The organism is Bdellovibrio sp. (genome assembly GCF_047637665.1).
Classification (GTDB): Bacteria; Bdellovibrionota; Bdellovibrionia; order Bdellovibrionales; family Bdellovibrionaceae; genus Bdellovibrio.
Genome location: NZ_JBLJBT010000016.1, coordinates 210,062 through 228,059, shown reverse-complemented (window position 1 = coordinate 228,059; position 17,998 = coordinate 210,062). Strand labels below are relative to the sequence as shown.

Sequence of the window (17,998 nt, the reverse complement as noted above, 5' to 3'; positions counted from 1 at the left end):
ATCGCCAATCCTTTAAATCTCTTTCGTGCTAAATTAGATTGCGGTCTCTCTGCCAATGCCGGAGTAAACCAATCCAAACAAATGTTACCTACCCATACTTGAGGGTATAGTTGAATTCTCCATTGTTTTTTAAACTGAGATAAAAATCGATCTTCAGCAGGAGTTCGCGACATCTCTGCTCGTCTACCGGACTCTAATGACTTACAAATTTCTTGATAGTCAGGTCTCAAATGAACTCGGTTCTTTATTCGTCGATGCAAATAACGAGTTACTTCCCATTTCGTTAACCCATCGGGAAGGGAATATATTTCTTTGAGAACCTTTATTCGATTATGAGTATTCTCCAAGAGAGTTTTCTCTTGTAATACCTCTACTACTAAGTTATTCATTGCTTTCTCCACGGTAAACTTAGAGATTTCACAGGCGCCAACCATGCAAATCCCTAAATTTACTAATTTCTTGTATGTGCTGTTTTTTGAATTGTCTTAAGTTCTATTAAGATTTTGAACTTTTAAAGTCTGCTCGTCTAGCCAGCGATAAACATCTGACGTTCGATAGCGTATAAGTTTTTCCCCGATTTTGATATACGGGGGGCTTTTCCCTTGCCCTCTCCAGCTCTGGAGAGTTCTTAACTTTATATTTAACATTTTCGATACGCTTAACTCGGAAATAAGCGATTCACAATCGTTAGACATCTCTATTCCTCCTGTTCTTGGGAGGACATATTCCAATATTAGCACTTTGAAAAATAATTCATCTCATCGCTTCGTTACGATGAGACTTGGCGTATCGCAACTTACTCGATGGATAACGCCCTTTCCTTTCTAACTATAGGAACAAGATTTTCTAAACTCCTCAAACCGTACTCGTAATCCTGACCATCGCGATCTTTGAAACTTATTTTTCTTCCATCAACACACTTGCCTGGTATGACTTTCAGCCTTTCCTGATTCCACACAACAAACTGCCATTTTTTGAAGTTTTCAGGTTGAACCAACTCCAAAGCAATCTCAACTCCCGATGAAAAATGATCTAAACAATGCCATATCATTTGCCTTATGATGGTCGTGACTTCACTTTTCTTATTTTGACGAAGAGATCTAGCCAAATCGCGAGAGTTGGACTTCCCAAAAGATCGATGATAAATACCAATTTCATCTAACACACATTCCAAATAATAAACTGCCTCATGATCTAATTTAGAAGACCTAAAAAAAACTAATCCTTCATGCAGATTAAAAGAACTCCTAATTCTGGATATTTCATCGTGCGAGAGACTCTGATTTTGCTCTTGAAGTAAATCAACTAAACTATCTAGAAAATCTTTTTTATCCGGAATTGAATATCTCTCCAGAAAATCTCCGTATAACTCTTCCGCGTCTCTACCAAGCATTCGAGCACACTTTTTGATCTCATCAGCATGGTTTTTAAGATCTTGGGAAAGAAATCCCAATTCTGGATGTTCTAAATTTTGTCTCACGATAGACTCCTAAGTGCCTCCGCTACGACAGTTTAAATCTATAAACAAGAATCTTAAAAGTTCCCCTATCCTAAAAAGATATGATCATCATAATTCATATATTTTTTTCACATAAGATAAGGAACACGCTCGGAGGGGGCTTCAAATATTTTACGGATCGACCGCAAGAATGCACAGCGTAAAAACTAACCGCCGTCGTCGACTACTTACAAACAACGCGATTAAACGACTTTCCCGTCACCTTCTTAAAGCGTGCGACCAAAGACTTACGTTCATCCTCAAGATCAACAACTCTCGTTCCTGCACGGTTTAAGACGGCCATATCAACCGTTCCCGATACCTTGCCGATCTTTCGTTGCCGTTCAATCTGAGCCTTGGCCTCATTGATACGCCCTTCAACCTCACAAAGCTGCAACGCCAATCCGTCAGATGATTCCATGTAAGCATCATCCACTTCTTTCTTAGCGACGGCCTTTTTCATCGAAGCAACTTCGGATGAGATATTCGACGACATATCGTCAAAGGCCGAACGAGCTTTACATTCAGGAGACGACTTAGTGCGATCAGGACACTTTTTCATCACAAAGTCCTCGAACGCCACTTGAATCGGGTCCCATTTATCTAAAGTGTCTTCCGATTCGTGATAACCTTGGGTCTTGCTGCGAACAACTTGAGACACTTTTTTACCGTAGAAATTAAAAAAGCTGATTGCACCTTGAGCGACCGATGCCGAGCTCTTAGTTTCGATGAGATATTCAACAGTCTTTGCACAACCACCTTGATAAGCCTTTTCAAACAAAGCCCCCATCGACATCTCTGCACCATTTTGCAGAATGATTAACGCCACTTCGTCTTTGCATGGACGAGCGACGAACGCCTTTTCTAAAAAGTACTCGGGGTTATATTCACCAAAGACTCCAGCTTTCTCTCCAAACAGACCGCCACGTCCCTTCTTGAACGGATCTTTAACGCCGTCGAACGCCTCGCGTACCCATTCGACGCTCCCTTGATCGACACCTTTTTGAAGCTTTTCGATGCGTTGATCGACTGATAATTCTGCGTGAGACGTTAACGACACTCCAAACACCAACGAAATAATCAAACGCTTCATCTTCGTCCCTTTCGTTCGATACGATGTAATGTCACTCGCACATCACCAGAAAAGATCTCACGCAAGATCACCTCAGATGGCGCCTCGAACGGATCATTCTCCCCGTACAACAAATAATGAACGGAGACTTCAAGCACCTGCGAAACCTTTTTAAGTTGATCGGGATTGATCGAGCGACGCCCAATCGTCCAATTGTGCAGCGTCTGCTTGGGAATACCCGTGCGACGAGATAACTCGGCAAGAGTCATCCCTTTTGTTTTACATAGAGCTGTGAGAGTTTTGTTTAGTTTCATCCAAACCTCATTCTGAAATAAAATAAGAGGTTCTTTGACAACAATCCCCAAACGGGGATCGAAGTCCCCAAATAACGACGAAAACCGCAGCATAAAGCCCTGCCGAGTCCGCCGTTAGGGACTTTTTAAATATCTGGATGAATGAAAACCCCAGCCTTCCGGGTTAAATTAGTTACACCTGGTTACACCTAAATTTGTACCTTAGTTGCACCAAGCGCTGTGTTTCATTGTGTTGTTTTGTGTTGCACGAATTTTTAAACGAAATTAAACGCGCAACGAGACTCGTTAATAATTTCGGTAACTTAGATTGTTCGGGATTAAAAAGAGAAGAAAAATGGGGTGACTGACGGGGCTTGAACCCGCGACACTCGGAATCACAATCCGATGCTCTACCAACTGAGCTACAGCCACCACAAAGGAAGAACCTTTATAGAGCTTCGCTGCGGAAAGTGCAAGGGGGAAAATGCGGCCCGAGGATCAAAAATGAGAAAATCTTAATAATCACAAGGGGCTACGACAGGCTGCGCCCTGCACAGAGTGCCAGCTTTTTCAGCATCTAATACAGTTTCCTCGGCCCACTCCCCGTTCGCATTGCAGCGGCGACGGACACAAGACACTCCCGCCACACCAACCAGGCAAGATTTCTTTTCCTTTTTGGGATTGTTTAAGCACACCCACGCACACTCATTAAACTTCGCAAGGGGCGCTTCACAGATATAACCCTCACTCTTCGCCTTCGCTAAAGCCGCCTTGTCATGAAGCTTTCTATCGGCCTCTTTTTTAAGACGCTTTTTCTCAACATCGGCAGCTTTCTGAATCTCAGACATATCAACAGCAGTCACCGCCGTCAGTTGCCCGCGAGGAATCTTCTTTCCCTTTAAAAGAACATCGTAGGCGATTTCGCCTCCCTCAAGAACCCCCTGAAAACCAACCTGCTGCCCCGCCTTTACAAGGACGGACTCTTCACCATTTAAAGCCGAAAACTGCATCGAGCCTTCATACATTTTCACACTCGCAAAGGCCTTTGCGGGATTGATAGAAAGAATATAATCGCCCGCCGGAGCTATAAATTCAAAAAGATCCGAGCGCAGAGCTACATTGTACGCTCCCTTGGTTTTGAGACTTTGCTGCCAATGAAGCTCGCCCTTTTTAAGCATCACCACTGGAGCCTCGCCACTCTCCCAACTAATCACGGGGATCGAAAGCTCCCCCCCCTCAAGTAACGTCAAAGTGCGCTGAGCATCCAACTGCACTTTCACTTGTCCAGCCAAGGAGGTTTCCAAAAAAGCCTTCTCTCGCAAAACCTGTTTACCGCGAACCAGCAGACGTTTGCCGTCTTTCCCTGTCAACCAAACCTGTCCCCGCCATTCGCGCAAGGCCGGATATTTGGGAGCCTCCGCCTGTCCAAGCAGCGACACCATCAAAAGGGCCCCGATCAAGGCCATCTTATTTAGAAGATTTTTTTTGAACACGTTGCATCTCCCAAAGCTTGGCGAACTTCAAAAACACCGAGTATGCCGCCCCCACCGAAATTATAAACCCGGGGAGGCCATCCATAAAACCGCGTTTGAAAAAATAGGTCTCCACAAATTTTGACCACGGCTTAAAAATCAACTTTGAATAAGAAAACGACTTTCCAGAGTCGGCAAGCTGTCGCGCCCCCAACGTGGAATACTTATCGTTTGTCACAACCTGATCACTCAAGTCATCAAAGACCCAATGAAGCAAATCACGCTTCATTTTAAGTTTTCTTTTTACTTCCACTTTTTCATGTAAGGCTGCGGAATTCCATTGCGATTTGTCTTTATTGAAAAGCCTTAACTGATAATCAGGATACCATCCACCATGCTCAATCCAACGCCCCAAATGAAACGATTTTCGCGGAAACAAGTAGCCTGCCTCCGCATCTAAATCGACAAATCTTTGCATGATTTCCGCCGCCAACTCAGGGCTCAACGCCTCATCCGCATCCAGGGACAAGATCCACGGGTGCCGAGCTTGATCCGCGGCAAAGGCCTTCTGAGGGCCGTAACCTTTCCACTTTTCCTGAAAAACCCGAGCCCCGCACTCTTTGGCAATCTCAACGGTGCGATCCGTCGAAAAGCTATCCACCACCACAATATCGTCGACAAAGGGAGCCGAACGAATGCAGCGTTCAATATGGGCTTCTTCATTCAAAGTAATGATCACAAGAGATATTGGCAATTTCGTCACCCTTTCAGGGTCTCTTTGGATCAAGGTCTTGTCAAACGATTCGCGACTCGATACCATTTTTTGAGTCGAAAGGTTTTTATTCATGAAATTTGCTAAATACTTCGTTTTAGGTCTCTTTCTCAGCACCAACGCCCATGCTTACCTGAGCATCGCAGAATCTGGAGAAGTTCTTTCTCCAGGAAAATATCAAGTAGGAGTTGAACCTCAAATTCTTACCAATAAAGGTGGCGGCACCAACTTTAATGTTTTCTTGGATTCTTCTATTAACGAAGCCACCAGCGCTCGTATCTCTATGGGAGCTGGAGCTGTCGACTTTAACGCTTTTGCCAGCGCAAAGTGGATCCCTTTCCCTGACGTCGACAATCAACCAGCGATGGGACTTCGTGCGGGCGCCGGCCTAGCCAGAGACGAAGAGGAAAACCTCTTACACCTGCAACTCGCTCCCATGGCGAGCAAAAAATTTGATACAGAATACGGCCTGACGGTGCCTTATATCGCCATTCCGTTTACTTATGTAAATACCAAAGAAGAAAACTTCGCCGCCACCAACTTAGTCGTGGGCAGTGAGTTTCATTATGTAGACTGGGATCAAGTGACTCTCGGAGGCGAAGTGGGCGTGGACTTAAACAAGTCGTACTCTTACGTTTCGATCTTTGTCACATTCCCATTTGAAAGCCACAAAGGATTCGGGAAATAATATGTTTTCATGGTTTTTTAAGGACGAGGCCGGAACCGCCGCTGATCTTTATGTGGATCTTGGGACTGCCAACACTCTAATTGCTGCGCGCGGAAAAGGGATCATTCTTAACGAACCCTCACTGATCGCTTACCAACAAACCAGTCCTGGCAAAAAAAGAGTCATCGCCGTGGGCTCTGACGCCAAAGAAAAGTTAGCCAATAACCCCGGAAGTATTTTTGCGCAAAAACCCATTCGCGATGGTGTGATTGCGGATTTTGAAACCACCGAGGTCATGCTCAAACACTTTCTAAGCCAGCAAGGCGTAAAGTCTGCTTTTTCCAGACCCCGCGTTGTGGTCTCTCTTCCCTATGGAGTGACGGAGGTTGAAAAGAAGGCTGTCATTCAATCCTGTAAAGCTGCGGGAGCAAAAGCTGTTTTTCTCATCGACGAACCTATGGCGGCGGCCATTGGCTCAGGCCTTAACATCAAGTCTGCCGAAGGAAACATGATTATCGATATCGGAGGAGGCACGACAGAAGTTGCGGTGATTGCCCTTGCGGATATTGTTTACTGTGAAGCGGCTCGCGTGGGTGGACATAAGATCGATGACGCCATTATTGATTACTTCCGTCGCTATAAAAAACTGATCATCTCTGAAGCGACGGCGGAACACCTCAAGGTGACCATCGGCACGGCCGTTCCTAAGAAAGACATTCGCAGCATTTCAATCCAAGGGCGCGATGCTGAAACTGGAATGAATAAAACCATGGAAGTGAGCTCCGAGGATGTCGGACTTGCGATGAATAACTGCGTTCAGGAAGTGATCAACGCTATCCACAGAGCACTTGAACACACACCTCCAGAGCTGGTATCTGATATCATCGAGCGCGGTGTTGTTCTTGCCGGAGGCGGCGCCTTGATTCGCGATTTTGATTTGCGCATTCAAAACGAAGTTCGTTTGCCCGTGCGAGTTGCGGAGAGCCCACTGACCGCCATTGCCAAAGGTGGCGAAGCGGTCTTGAGCGACCCTGAGTTGTTGGACAAAATTCAATTGGAAGTTTAAGCATACACAGGGGTCGACTTCGGCCCCTGCTTCATATCCTCACGTAAAAGTTTTAGCAGTTGGGCGGAAACAGCCCCCTGACGACCCTCGCCAATCTTTTGTCCTTCATACTCTGTCACCGGAAGAACATCCAATGTGGTTCCGATCATCATCACTTCTTGTGCTTCGAAAATATCTTTTTCCGTCAGATCTTTTTCTTGAATTGAGCTTAGCAAACCTTCTGACAGCAGGGACTGCGCAAGTTCAAAACTGCGCATCATCGTGGTTCCTTTAAGAATCTGACGCAACTTCGGGCGCAGCAGATTTTTATTTTTATCGATCAACACGATATTTTCCGTGCTTCCTTCTGTCAGAAATCCCTGCCCATCAATGCCGATGGTGAAATCAAGCTTGCGGTCCACACTTTCCTTTTTCATCAGAACATTGGGAAGATAGTTGCAGGTTTTGATTTTCGCCAACCAAGGTTCTTTCGGAGGCACTTGACTGCGTCCGACTTTGACTCCCGCCAAATATTTTTCGTCAGCTAACGGCGTGTACGACGTGACAATCAAATACATCTGCGACGCCACGGAATCATAGGGATTCGTCGTAAAACCGCCCGGTCCTCGGGACACATAAAGACGCAAGACTGCATAACGAGTCCCCGTCTCGGCCGTGGTTTTCAGAATCACCTCGCGCATCTGCTCAATCGGCATCGGCAATGGCAGTCCGATCTGTGCCGCTGACGCCGCCAGACGCTCCAAATGCTCTTGAAGTAAAAAGGCACGTCCGTCCACCACCTTGATCGCCTCAAAAACACCATCCCCCCGATGCACCAAATGGTCATCCACTGGCACCATCATCAATCCCGGATCTTTCACGATGCCCCCCAGCCAACTGCTGTACATGGCCAGATAAGACTTCTGTGCGGGATAGGACTTTTCTTGAAGTTTCGCCTGAATTTCAGAGGGAGAAAGCACTGTGATGGACATAAGAACTCCTCAATAGGGCTATTCTAGGGGCCGGCCTTACTTAGGTAAAAGTTTTTTTGTTTTTAATTTGACGTCCCTCGATCGAGGTCCTGACAATGAAACCTAAGATTCAAGGGAGGAAAAATGTTAAAAGTCTTCACAATGGGCCTGGCTATTATGTCATTAGCTGCTTGCTCAACTTTTCAGACACAACGCACACCTAATCAAGAAACAAAAGTCGTTCTTAAAGACCAACAAGGGGCAAAAAAAGAAGCTCCAGAACAAGCCACTAGCAATGGTCCAAAGGAAATCACCCGCGTTTCTCCTGAAGACACCGCTCCCAACACACAAGCAAAAGAAATGAAAGAGGCCGTAGCCGCTGCTGCTCAACACATTCAAAGCACACACGATCAGCATCCTCGCGAGGCAGGCCCCGTGCCGGCAGACAAAGCCATGGGTTGGCTGAAAAATGGGAACGCTCGTTTTACTAAAGGATTTTTCCGTAATGACGGAGCCAAAGCGCAAGATCGCCGTCGCCTTGCAACAGGGCAAAAACCTCACTCCGTAATTTTGTCCTGCAGTGACTCTCGCGTTCCTCCTGAGGTGGTCTTTGACCAAAAACTGGGAGAAATCTTTGTGATCAGAACTGCGGGCCAAGCCCTCGACAACAATGTGATCGGCAGTATCGAATACGCAGTCGCTCACCTGGGTTCGAACCTTATTGTCGTGATGGGGCATGAATCTTGTGGCGCGGTTAAGGCGGCCCTGTCTTCGCTTCACGGCGCCGACATGGGAAGCCCGGCTTTAAATGCGCTGGTGGCAGACCTGAAGCCTCGCCTTCAGCAGTATGCAAGCACCTCCCCCTCTGAGAACGTCGAACACGAATCCTGGAGCAACGTCGATGGCGTCGCCAAAGAGTTGATCGAACGCTCTGCAATCATCCGTGACGCTGTGGCGTCAGGGGATGTAAAAATAGTCAAGGCCATGTATCATCTCGAATCCGGCAACGTTGAGTGGCGCTAACTGAAAGGCGATAAATGAACCAAAACCGTAAAATCCTCATAACTTGTGCTCTTCCTTACGCCAATGGGTACATTCACTTAGGTCACTTGGTGGAGTATCTCCAAGCTGACTTCTGGGCACGCTTTCAAACAATGAGAGGCCATGAGTGCATCTACATTTGCGCAGACGACACCCATGGAACTCCCATCATGGTGAAAGCGCGTGAGATGGGCATTACTCCCGAAGCCTTGATTGCAAAAAGTTATGAAGATCATTCAAAAGATTTTGCGGATTTCCAGGTTCAGTTCTCTTTATATGGCTCGACGAATTCGCAAGAAAATAAAAATCTTTGCGAATACTTCTACAAAAAAATGGTCGAAGGCGGCCACACGCGCACCCAGGCTATTCAGCAGCTCTACTGCAATCACGATAAAATGTTCCTCCCCGATCGTTTTGTGAAAGGGACTTGTCCCAAGTGTGGAGCCAAAGAACAATACGGTGACTCCTGCGATGTGTGTGGTTCCACTTATTCTCCGAGCGACATGAAGGATGTACATTGCTCTATGTGTGGCAATGCTCCTGTTCTTAAAGACAGTGAAAGTATCTTCTTTAAGCTCAATGACTTTAAAAAGTATCTCGAAACCTGGATCCCTGAACACTGCTCTCCGGAAATCTCAAAAAAGATGCTGGAGTGGTTTAATGAAGACCTTCATGATCTGGATATTTCCCGCGATGAACCTTATTTTGGATTCGCCATTCCGGGAACCAACAATAAAAAGTTTTTCTATGTGTGGGTGGATGCCCCCATGGGATACATGTCGACCACCGAGCAGTGGGCTCGGTCGCAAAAACTTTCGTTGAACGATATCTGGCAAGACCCTCAGAGGGAAATCTATCACTTTATCGGAAAAGACATTGCTCGTTTCCACACGATCTTCTGGCCGGCCTTCTTGAAAGCGGCAGAGTTCCGCTCCCCTAATCAAGTGTTCGTCCACGGTCACTTGATGGTTAACGGAGAAAAGATGTCCAAATCCAAGGGCACCTTTATCGCGGCTCGCACTTACCTAAATCATCTGAATCCCGAGTATCTGCGCTATTACTACTCTACCAAACTCAACAGCTCGGTTGACGATATCGACTTGAATCTTGAGGATTTTGTGAATCGTGTGAATTCAGAGTTGGTGGGAAAGATCACCAATCTGGGATCTCGCGGTGGACAGATGTTGAAGAAAAAAATGGATGGCGTTATGAGCACTCCGGATGAGGAAGGTGAAAAGCTAATCGCCCATGCTCAGAAAACGGCAGATTCCATTGCCGCTCATTATGAAGCGCGTGACTTTGCGAAAGCCATCAACGAGATTCGCTCATTGGCTGACGAAGCGAATAAATATTTTGATGAAAAAGCTCCGTGGAAGACTTTAGAAACAGACCCTGCAGGAACAAAACAAGTTATCACAACGACGTTGAATATGTTCCGCTTGTTGGCGATCTACCTTAAGCCCGTGCTTCCGTTCTATACCGAAAAAGTAGAGAAACTTTTAGGGGAACAAGACTACAAGTGGTCCGACATCCACACTGTGCTTAAAAATCGCCCTATCAACGACTATGAGCACTTAGCAACTCGTATTGAGCCAGACAAAGTCAAAGCGATGGTGGAAGAAAGTCGTAAGATCAACGAAGAGATCCAGGCGGCAAAAAAAACCACAACCACGGCGACCCCCAAAACCGCCACCGCACCAAGCGAAGAGCGCAATGCCGAACGCCCGGCAGAGATTGAGTTTTCTGATTTTGAAAAAGTAGATCTACGCATTGGACAAGTCATTGAAGCGGAAGAAATCAAAGAAGCCGATAAACTTCTTCGTTTGAAAGTGGACATCGGAGATGGACAAGTTCGCCAAATCATTGCCGGCATCAAGTCCGCTTACAAACCTGAACAACTGCTGGGCCGAAAGATTTTGGTTTGCGTAAACCTCAAACCTCGCAAAATGAAATTTGGAATGTCTGAGGGCATGGTCCTCGCCGCCGGAAGCGGTGGCAGTGATCTCTTTGTTCTTTCTGCGGACGACGGAGCCAAAGTCGGCCAGCGAGTTAAATAATGGCACTTTCTGTCCAGGATAAAAAATCCCTCGAAGAAATTCATAAGCTTTTTTTAGAGCTTGAGAAATCCTCGGGGGATTTTTCTTTTTCAGTCCCCCTCCTGGCAGATCTTAAAAATAAGATTTCAAACCTTAAAGACTCCCCCAATCCCGACGTCTCACGATTGGCAGACCTGCAAAAACATCTGACCCACGAAATGACTTTAAAACACTTCGTCAGCTTTGCCGTTCCCATTGAGCGCCTTCTTCATAAGAATCTTCAAGACGACGATTTTCTCATCATCGAAAATGACAAAGAGGCGACGACCTCTGAACCTCTACCCTTGGTCTTTGTCCTTGATAATATTCGTTCCGCCTTCAATGTTGGCTCTATCTTCAGAACGGCCGAATGCCTAGGGCTTGAAAAAATCTATCTTTGCGGTTACACCCCCAACCCCACTCAGTGGAAGGTGGAAAAAACCGCCATGGGGACGCAAGAGCATCTTTTGTGGCAGGAATCCCCACATCTTTTGGAGTGCCTTGAGGAACTCAAAGAAGAGGGCTATCGTATCGTCGCCCTTGAAACGGCTGCTCACGCGACAGATCTCTACGAACCTTTTGAAATGGAATCCACAGCCTTTGTTTTAGGAAACGAACGTTTTGGTTTGGATCCAGAAATTTTAAAAGTGATTGATGAGGTTCGTATTGTACCTCTCCGAGGACGAAAGAATTCTTTAAACGTGGGCGTCACTGCCGCTGTCGCGGGTTTTGAATGGATGAGGCAATGGCGAAACAAAAAATAGAAATGACCCCGATTGGAATCTTTCACAGCCATCAGGTTCACCCCTACGAAGCCGGTCGTCAGCCGGATGAACATCATTCAGAGGGTTATATCGAACTTTTCTCAGGCCATAATTTCGAACAAGCCCTCATTGGCCTTGAAGGATGCGAGCGTATCTGGGTGCTATTTACGTTCCATCACAATCAACATTGGAATCCCATGGTGCTGCCACCACGAGGTTCTGATATTAAGCTGGGTGTTTTTGCCACCCGCTCCCCGTATCGCCCCAATCCCGTCGGCATGAGTTGCGTGAAGGTTCTGCGCATTGAGAAGCTCAAGATCTTTGTTGAAGGCGCGGATCTTTTAGATGGCAGCCCCGTTTTAGATATTAAACCCTATGTGGCTTACGCGGATTCTTTTCCTGGGGTTGAGCCTCAGTGGTTGCACGGCACTCCCCGCTATGAAGTTTCTTTTGCGCAAGAGGTGCTGGAGCAACTGGAATGGATTGAAGCGCAAAATGTTTCACAATTGCGAGGATTTTTGCAGCATCAACTTGAATATGAGCCCACGAACTCTAAAAAAAAGCGCGTGAAGCAAGACGGCCCTGAGTTTGTAATCGCCTACCGAACTTGGCGAGCCCGCTTCACCATCGCCAATAACGAAGTGAAAGTTTTAAATATTTTTTCTGGATATAGCGACCAAGATTTGCACCAGACGGAAGACCCCTACTTAGATAAGAATATTCATCGCGCTTTTAAGAAGCTTTTTCCGAATCAGACAGCGTAGACGCCTTTGCAAAAGCAAAGACCTGGGACTTCGTATAAAGATAAAGAGGAATAAAACCTGCGGCCCGGCTTACGGAGCCCAGAATGAAAACCATATAGTAACTTGAGATTTTCTCTCCGAAGAGCCATAAGAACTTTCCGCCGACGAAGGTTCCTAGGATAATCGCCACCGAGTTGAGCAGATTATAAACCATAAGAACTGGAATCTTTTCTTCATGCTTGAGATCTTTAAAGAAAATCAAAGAAAGTCCCACCTCAACGAAGGCCCACGCCAAGCCACTCAGAAGTTGCAAGAAAAAGATAAAGTACACCTGACTGCTGAACGCCCATAAGGCTGGCAAAGGCACAATTGCTCCTGCGCCGAACATGAAGAGGCTGACTCCCGAAGCACTCCCTCGGAAACGTTCAATCATCATCAAGGCCATAACCTTTCCGATGAATAAAATTCCGATGGCGGCCATGTAGGTGCCATAGTCCATCTTTACTTGAGCTAACATATACGGAGTCACAAAAGGGGACGACACAAAAACGGCGGCTTGAAACGGAACTAAATAAAAGAAAAATTGACGCTTCGATTTGTTCGCCCAAAACACCTTCCAAGAGGCCCGAAAACCCAATTTAGGTTCTCTGTTCCACTGAGGATCAAAATACTGCGATGACAGAATCAAAGATGAAATCAAACGACAGGCACCCGCAAAAACAAAAAGCATCGTAAAGACGGAAGAAAAAGGACCGATCTCCACCTTATTGTGAAGAGCCACTCCTCCACCAATCAATCCTATCAGAATGCCAAGCTGAGACACCCGGGCTCTTTTAGAAAAAAACCGATTTCCTTCTTCCACCTGTACCAGGCGCCCCATCCAGTAGTTCCAGGCGGGACCGGAGGAAAAACCCGAACCCCAGTAAAGGGTCAGAATAAAAAACAAGGTCCAAAAATTAGGAGCACGCGTGGCCGAAAAATACACCAACGGAATAAATGTCAGGGCTTGAAGCACACTGGAGGCGACCACCCAGTGTTTGTGCGATTGAACGCGCTGCAAACCTCGAGGGGTAATGAGTTGCAGAAAGGCGCCACTCACAATAGGCAAAGTGGCCAGAACACCGGCAAAGATCTCTCCCATGCCGATAGATAAAGAATAAGCCGGCAAGTAGGTCTCGCCGGCTCCGACCATTAATGCGCTTAAGAAAGCGTCTATGAGACTCAGTCGAAGACTTCGCTCTCGCATAGAATCTTATTACTTTCCTTTTCTCATTTTTTTGCGCATTTCTTTGGCCTGTCCCATCTCTTCTTTGCATGCAGCAGACAGCTCTTCTTTATGCTCTCTCATGCACTTCATGATACGACCTTTTCCGGGTTTTGTTTCACCACAGAATTTCTCGACGTCATCCGCACAAGCTTCTTTCATATCTTTGCGGTGTTCTTTCATCTTCTCTTGATGCGCTTTACATTCCGCAGATAGTTTATCCGCGTTGTCCTTCATGCACTTAAAAAGTTTTCCATCGCCTGGTTCAATCCCCGCACAAAGAGTTTCGCGATCCTTCGCACAAGGACCTTCCCCTCCTTGAGCTTTGGCAAATGACCCCAAACCCAATACTAAAGCGACAACAATAACGTATTTACTCACGATGTACCTCCATGAGTTCTCATTCTAGCAGGCAGAAATTGGCGCTTACAAAGACCTTGAGGTCTTATGGCCCTTTCTCGCGTTCTCGACTTTGGTTTTGATTATAAAAAATGGATCGCGCCCGCCGTGAGGGTCGCAAAAAAAGATGCCACTATCAGACACCACAAATAGCTAAAAAGAATAAACATTCCATCTTTTTCCATGTGCCCAATCGCATTCAGGATGATTGCCACAACAGGCACCGTATTAGAAAAAGGGATGGGCAAGGGTAAGGACAAGAGAAAGGCATTTACGACAACCACGATCAGATTGGCCACGCGAAAAAAATGTTGGTCATGAAAGAACACATATCGCTCTGTCACGACCTGCGAAGCATACCCCCAGATTCGTTCGGCTTGTTCTGAGACCTTCAGAATCACCTCCGAAGAGATCTTTAAGCTCTCAAACTTATTCGGAAGCCAGGGCGGACGATCGCGATATAAAAAAAAGGCCACCACGGCGATCAAAAACCCCAAGGGAGTCGAAAGTCCAGGAATAGGAATGGGCTGCATAAAAGGAAGACATAGGAAAAGAATCAGCATCGCGTGCCCTTCTTCTCCTAGTATATCGAAGACATGGCGCAAAGTGAGGTCTCCTCGAGAGGCCTCCTCTTGCAATAGATCCATAGCCGCAATAAATCGACTTTTCAAACTTGCCTTCCTTCAGCATAGACTTTATCAATATGCTTTCACTTTATTCTAAAGGACCGGCAATGGATTGGAAGATTTTTGCGAGCACTTTCGTCACTATTTTTCTTGCTGAAATGGGTGACAAAACTCAATTCGCAGCTTTGGCTGCCTCTTCACAAACAAAATCAACTTTGACTGTCATGATTGCGGTTGTTTTGGCATTGGGGCTTGCGGGAGCCTTGGGCGTGATCTTCGGACGTTTTCTGGGAACAGTCTTAAGCCCTCAACTTATGAAGTATGTCTCGGGGACTCTTTTTATTCTTGTCGGGATCTGGGTTCTAACCGCCAAGGGTTAGTTCTGTTTTAGGGAGCGTAGTTGCAGTACTGGTTCCGATCTATATTTACTCCCCGATCCATTTTGGCAATTCGGTAGCGCAAAGTCTTCCCTTTCAGTTCTTGAGAGTTAATATTCTCTGTGAACTGAAGGTCTAAATAGTACTTTGTGCGCGTTTTTACGACTTTTACGACCTTTGCCACTCCCAGGTCCTTGAAAGTCACTCTTCCCGTCTTCGGATCAAATGAGTACGTCGAAGAAAATTCTTTCTCGAACACTTTGGATGTGAAATCGTATTCTCTGTATCGTGCGAAGTAGGTTTCATCTTGATTCATATAAAGCTCAACCTGCCCGACAAGCACCGACTGAGGATCTGTCCAAAGCTGAACTCCCGCCCCTTGAAGAGCTTGAAAGAACAACGAACCATCCTCACAGCTGCCATCCATCTTGTAGTACATAGATTCTGGAATCGGTAAAATCTCCGTGGCAGACGTTGTGGAAACTGACATATCCCCACAGGAAATAAGAATCTGGGATAACAAACCAAGAGTAACCAGCTGAACTTTTCTCATAAATTAATGATCGCCAACGGGGATGTAGAAAGTCATGAAAAAAACGACCCCCATAGTCGAAAGTCTATGGGGGTCGTTTTTTTGCCTACGCTAAGTTCCACATTTGTGGAATTGGGCTGGCGATAGATTAACCGCCGATTGTGGCGATCAATTGAGCGATCAACAAGGATACTACGGACATAACCTTGATCAGGATGGCGATACCAGGACCTGATGTATCTTTGAACGGGTCACCGACAGTGTCACCAACAACCGCCGCTTTGTGCGCGTCAGAACCTTTTGGATGACCAGGCAATCCACCTTTTTCGATGAATTTCTTAGCGTTGTCCCAAGCTCCACCGGCATTCGCCATATACAGAGACATGGTCGCACCTACTGCCAAACCACCCGCAAGAAGACCTGCCAAAGCTTGAGGTCCCAAGATGAAGCCCACAGCCACAGGAGCCAAGATCGCGATCATTCCAGGAAGAATCATTTCAAACAAAGCCGCTTGAGTTGCGATATCTACAATCGCCGCTGGTTGAGGTTCTGCTTTACCTTCACGCAAACCAGGAATTTCTTTGAACTGACGAGCGATTTCTTTAACGATTTTTTGAGCTGCCTTACCGACCGCTGTCATTGTTGTAGAACCAACAAGGAAAGGAAGGATAGAACCCAACAAGATACCGATCAAAACGCCAGAAGAAGTCAAATCCAAAGACATCTTCGCAAGGCCGGCTTTTTCACGCACATGGTTTACTTCCATGTTGAATGCAGAGAAAAGAGCTAGAACTGTCAAGATCGCAGAACCGATCGCAAAACCCTTACCGATGGCTGCTGTTGTGTTACCTACAGCATCCAACTCGTCAGTGATATCACGAACGTTTTTACCAAGACCTGACATTTCAGAGATACCACCCGCGTTGTCAGCGATAGGACCATAAGCATCCACTGTCATTACAACAGCAGTTCCTGCAAGCATACCTACAGCCGCCATAGCGATACCGTAAAGACCCAACGCCTGGTCAGCAACATAAGCCGCTGCCACAACGATCAACATAGGAATCGCTGTAGACTCCATACCGACAGCCAAACCACGGATCACACCAGTTCCCGCACCCGTCAAAGCAGCTTCAGCCACCAAACGGATTGGACGAGCTGCTGTGTAGTACTCCGTGATCAAACCGATCAAAGCTCCACCAAACGCACCTGCTGCCAAAGCCACAGTCACAGATTGGCTAATACCGAACATCGGCATCAAAATATAAGAAGCAACAGTCAAAAGAATCGGTGGAACGATCAAAGCATTGCGAAGAACTGTAGCAGGCTTGCCGTTTTTAAACGCGCGTGCCGCAAAGATCACAACGATTGAAATCACCAAGCCCAATGTTGAAAGCAACAAAGGCAAAGTCACACCCGCAACACGAGTGGTCACGGCATCTGCACCGGACATCAAAGAAGACAAACCCTCTGCAGGAATTGTCAAAGCAATGGCCATCGCAGAAACGATCGCCGCCACCATGGACTCATAGATGTCTGCACCCATACCCGCAACGTCGCCGACATTATCGCCCACGTTATCAGCGATAACGCCTGGGTTGCGAGGATCATCTTCAGGGATATTTTCGATCACTTTACCCGCGATATCCGCGCCCACGTCTGCGGCTTTAGTATAGATACCACCACCGATACGCGCAAAAAGAGCGATCGAAGAAGCACCGACAGCGAAAGAGTGAAGGATTGTGCCAACAATTTCTTGTCCTTGGAACATCCAGAAAAGAACGCCCAAACCAATCAAACCAAGACCTGCCACAGAAAGACCCATGACGGCACCGCCATCAAGAGCGACAAGCAATGCTGCCGCTTTGGAGCCATCCGCTGCTGCCTGAGAAGTACGAACGTTGGCATAAGTTGCCGCCTTCATACCGAAGAAGCCCGCAAGCAAAGACAAGAAAGCGCCCAGGATGAAAGATCCTGCTGCGATTCCGCCCAACGCGAACCAAAGAGCCAAGCCTACGACGATCGCGTAGACGAAAAGAACCTTGTACTCACGTACGAGGAAAGCCATTGAGCCTTCGCGAACGTAAGTCGCGATGCGATTCATTGTCTCATTGCCTGCAGGCTGTGCCTTCACGCGAAGGTATAAAGCCAAAGCAACGAGCAAACCAACAACCCCAGCAATCGCCGGAGAAATTAGCAAAGATTCACTAAACATTGTTGCACTCCGTGTTTGATTTCTCGTTTAAATTACGAAGACTTAGGGGTACCGATTTCATTGCAATTAGTCAATCTGGAGGTTGGGTACGACCTTACTTTTGGTAGCAACATCGCGTTAGATTTGACGCGCCACTTCTCCAAATATAAGGCCATACCTGCTAAATCAGGGG

Annotated in this window: 19 protein-coding genes and 1 tRNA gene; 7 read left to right on the top strand and 13 right to left on the bottom strand. The window is 46.6% G+C overall.

Features of this window, described 5'->3' with window-relative positions; genetic code table 11:
- Nucleotides 1-485: 485 nt before the first annotated feature.
- From ACM64D_RS05005 to ACM64D_RS04975, 7 genes are all read right to left on the bottom strand, one after another.
- Nucleotides 486-647 (bottom strand): helix-turn-helix transcriptional regulator, encoded by a 162-nt coding sequence (locus tag ACM64D_RS05005; RefSeq protein WP_415062104.1) that lies wholly within the window; start codon nucleotides 645-647, stop codon nucleotides 486-488.
- A gap of 149 nt (nucleotides 648-796) precedes the next feature.
- Nucleotides 797-1,480 carry a hypothetical protein gene (locus ACM64D_RS05000; protein WP_415062088.1) on the bottom strand — a complete coding sequence of 228 codons (684 nt, stop codon included), beginning with the start codon at nucleotides 1,478-1,480 and terminating at the stop codon, nucleotides 797-799.
- A gap of 202 nt (nucleotides 1,481-1,682) precedes the next feature.
- The gene (locus ACM64D_RS04995) at nucleotides 1,683-2,591 is read right to left on the bottom strand and encodes a hypothetical protein (RefSeq protein ID WP_415062087.1); all 909 of its coding nucleotides are present in this window, start codon (nucleotides 2,589-2,591) and stop codon (nucleotides 1,683-1,685) included.
- Nucleotides 2,588-2,884, bottom strand: coding sequence for a helix-turn-helix domain-containing protein (locus ACM64D_RS04990; protein WP_415062086.1), 297 nt, complete (start codon nucleotides 2,882-2,884; stop codon nucleotides 2,588-2,590). The genes ACM64D_RS04995 and ACM64D_RS04990 overlap by 4 nt, the downstream gene beginning before the upstream one ends.
- Nucleotides 2,885-3,219: 335 nt before the next feature.
- Nucleotides 3,220-3,295 (bottom strand) — tRNA-His (locus ACM64D_RS04985).
- An 83-nt stretch (nucleotides 3,296-3,378) separates the two neighbouring features.
- Nucleotides 3,379-4,356 (bottom strand): hypothetical protein, encoded by a 978-nt coding sequence (locus ACM64D_RS04980; protein ID WP_415062085.1) that lies wholly within the window; start codon nucleotides 4,354-4,356, stop codon nucleotides 3,379-3,381.
- A complete protein-coding gene (locus tag ACM64D_RS04975) occupies nucleotides 4,331-5,182 on the bottom strand; it encodes a glycosyltransferase family 2 protein (protein WP_415062084.1) in 852 nt (283 codons plus the stop codon). The genes ACM64D_RS04980 and ACM64D_RS04975 overlap by 26 nt, the downstream gene beginning before the upstream one ends.
- Between ACM64D_RS04975 and ACM64D_RS04970 the strand changes: the two genes are divergently transcribed.
- Complete coding sequence (locus ACM64D_RS04970; RefSeq protein WP_415062083.1) at nucleotides 5,181-5,795, top strand: hypothetical protein; 615 nt, start codon at nucleotides 5,181-5,183, stop codon at nucleotides 5,793-5,795. The two genes, ACM64D_RS04975 and ACM64D_RS04970, sit on opposite strands and share 2 nt — an antisense overlap.
- A gap of 1 nt (nucleotide 5,796) precedes the next feature.
- Nucleotides 5,797-6,840 (top strand): rod shape-determining protein, encoded by a 1,044-nt coding sequence (locus tag ACM64D_RS04965; RefSeq protein WP_415062082.1) that lies wholly within the window; start codon nucleotides 5,797-5,799, stop codon nucleotides 6,838-6,840.
- Here the strand turns inward: ACM64D_RS04965 and ACM64D_RS04960 are convergent.
- Nucleotides 6,837-7,811, bottom strand: a complete 975-nt coding sequence (locus ACM64D_RS04960; RefSeq protein WP_415062081.1) for an aminotransferase class IV — start codon at nucleotides 7,809-7,811, stop codon at nucleotides 6,837-6,839. The two genes, ACM64D_RS04965 and ACM64D_RS04960, sit on opposite strands and share 4 nt — an antisense overlap.
- A gap of 123 nt (nucleotides 7,812-7,934) precedes the next feature.
- On the opposite strand from ACM64D_RS04960, the gene ACM64D_RS04955 reads away from it, so the two are divergent.
- The 4 genes from ACM64D_RS04955 to tsaA are packed head-to-tail and all read left to right on the top strand — an operon-like array spanning nucleotide 7,935 to nucleotide 12,434.
- Nucleotides 7,935-8,813 carry a carbonic anhydrase gene (locus ACM64D_RS04955; RefSeq protein ID WP_415062080.1) on the top strand — a complete coding sequence of 293 codons (879 nt, stop codon included), beginning with the start codon at nucleotides 7,935-7,937 and terminating at the stop codon, nucleotides 8,811-8,813.
- Between the two features lie 14 nt (nucleotides 8,814-8,827).
- On the top strand, nucleotides 8,828-10,888 hold the full coding sequence (gene metG / locus ACM64D_RS04950; RefSeq protein ID WP_415062079.1) for a methionine--tRNA ligase: 2,061 nt from the start codon (nucleotides 8,828-8,830) through the stop codon (nucleotides 10,886-10,888).
- A complete protein-coding gene (locus ACM64D_RS04945; RefSeq protein ID WP_415062078.1) occupies nucleotides 10,888-11,670 on the top strand; it encodes an RNA methyltransferase in 783 nt (260 codons plus the stop codon). The genes metG and ACM64D_RS04945 overlap by 1 nt, the downstream gene beginning before the upstream one ends.
- Nucleotides 11,652-12,434: a tRNA (N6-threonylcarbamoyladenosine(37)-N6)-methyltransferase TrmO gene (gene tsaA, locus ACM64D_RS04940; RefSeq protein ID WP_415062077.1), complete on the top strand. Its 783-nt coding sequence runs from the start codon at nucleotides 11,652-11,654 to the stop codon at nucleotides 12,432-12,434. The genes ACM64D_RS04945 and tsaA overlap by 19 nt, the downstream gene beginning before the upstream one ends.
- On the opposite strand, the gene ACM64D_RS04935 is transcribed toward tsaA, so the two are convergent.
- From ACM64D_RS04935 to ACM64D_RS04925, 3 genes are all read right to left on the bottom strand, one after another.
- Nucleotides 12,403-13,659 carry an MFS transporter gene (locus ACM64D_RS04935; protein WP_415062076.1) on the bottom strand — a complete coding sequence of 419 codons (1,257 nt, stop codon included), beginning with the start codon at nucleotides 13,657-13,659 and terminating at the stop codon, nucleotides 12,403-12,405. The two genes, tsaA and ACM64D_RS04935, sit on opposite strands and share 32 nt — an antisense overlap.
- A 9-nt stretch (nucleotides 13,660-13,668) precedes the next feature.
- Nucleotides 13,669-14,058 carry a cysteine rich repeat-containing protein gene (locus ACM64D_RS04930; RefSeq protein WP_415062075.1) on the bottom strand — a complete coding sequence of 130 codons (390 nt, stop codon included), beginning with the start codon at nucleotides 14,056-14,058 and terminating at the stop codon, nucleotides 13,669-13,671.
- Nucleotides 14,059-14,159: 101 nt separating this feature from the next.
- Nucleotides 14,160-14,747 (bottom strand): exopolysaccharide biosynthesis protein, encoded by a 588-nt coding sequence (locus tag ACM64D_RS04925; protein WP_415062074.1) that lies wholly within the window; start codon nucleotides 14,745-14,747, stop codon nucleotides 14,160-14,162.
- A gap of 32 nt (nucleotides 14,748-14,779) precedes the next feature.
- Between ACM64D_RS04925 and ACM64D_RS04920 the strand changes: the two genes are divergently transcribed.
- Complete coding sequence (locus ACM64D_RS04920; protein WP_415062073.1) at nucleotides 14,780-15,082, top strand: TMEM165/GDT1 family protein; 303 nt, start codon at nucleotides 14,780-14,782, stop codon at nucleotides 15,080-15,082.
- Between the two features lie 7 nt (nucleotides 15,083-15,089).
- Here ACM64D_RS04920 and ACM64D_RS04915 read toward each other — a convergent pair whose 3' ends face one another.
- On the bottom strand, nucleotides 15,090-15,632 hold the full coding sequence (locus ACM64D_RS04915) for a hypothetical protein (RefSeq protein ID WP_415062072.1): 543 nt from the start codon (nucleotides 15,630-15,632) through the stop codon (nucleotides 15,090-15,092).
- A 127-nt stretch (nucleotides 15,633-15,759) separates the two neighbouring features.
- Complete coding sequence (locus ACM64D_RS04910; protein WP_415062071.1) at nucleotides 15,760-17,826, bottom strand: sodium-translocating pyrophosphatase; 2,067 nt, start codon at nucleotides 17,824-17,826, stop codon at nucleotides 15,760-15,762.
- Between the last annotated feature and the right edge of the window lie 172 nt (nucleotides 17,827-17,998).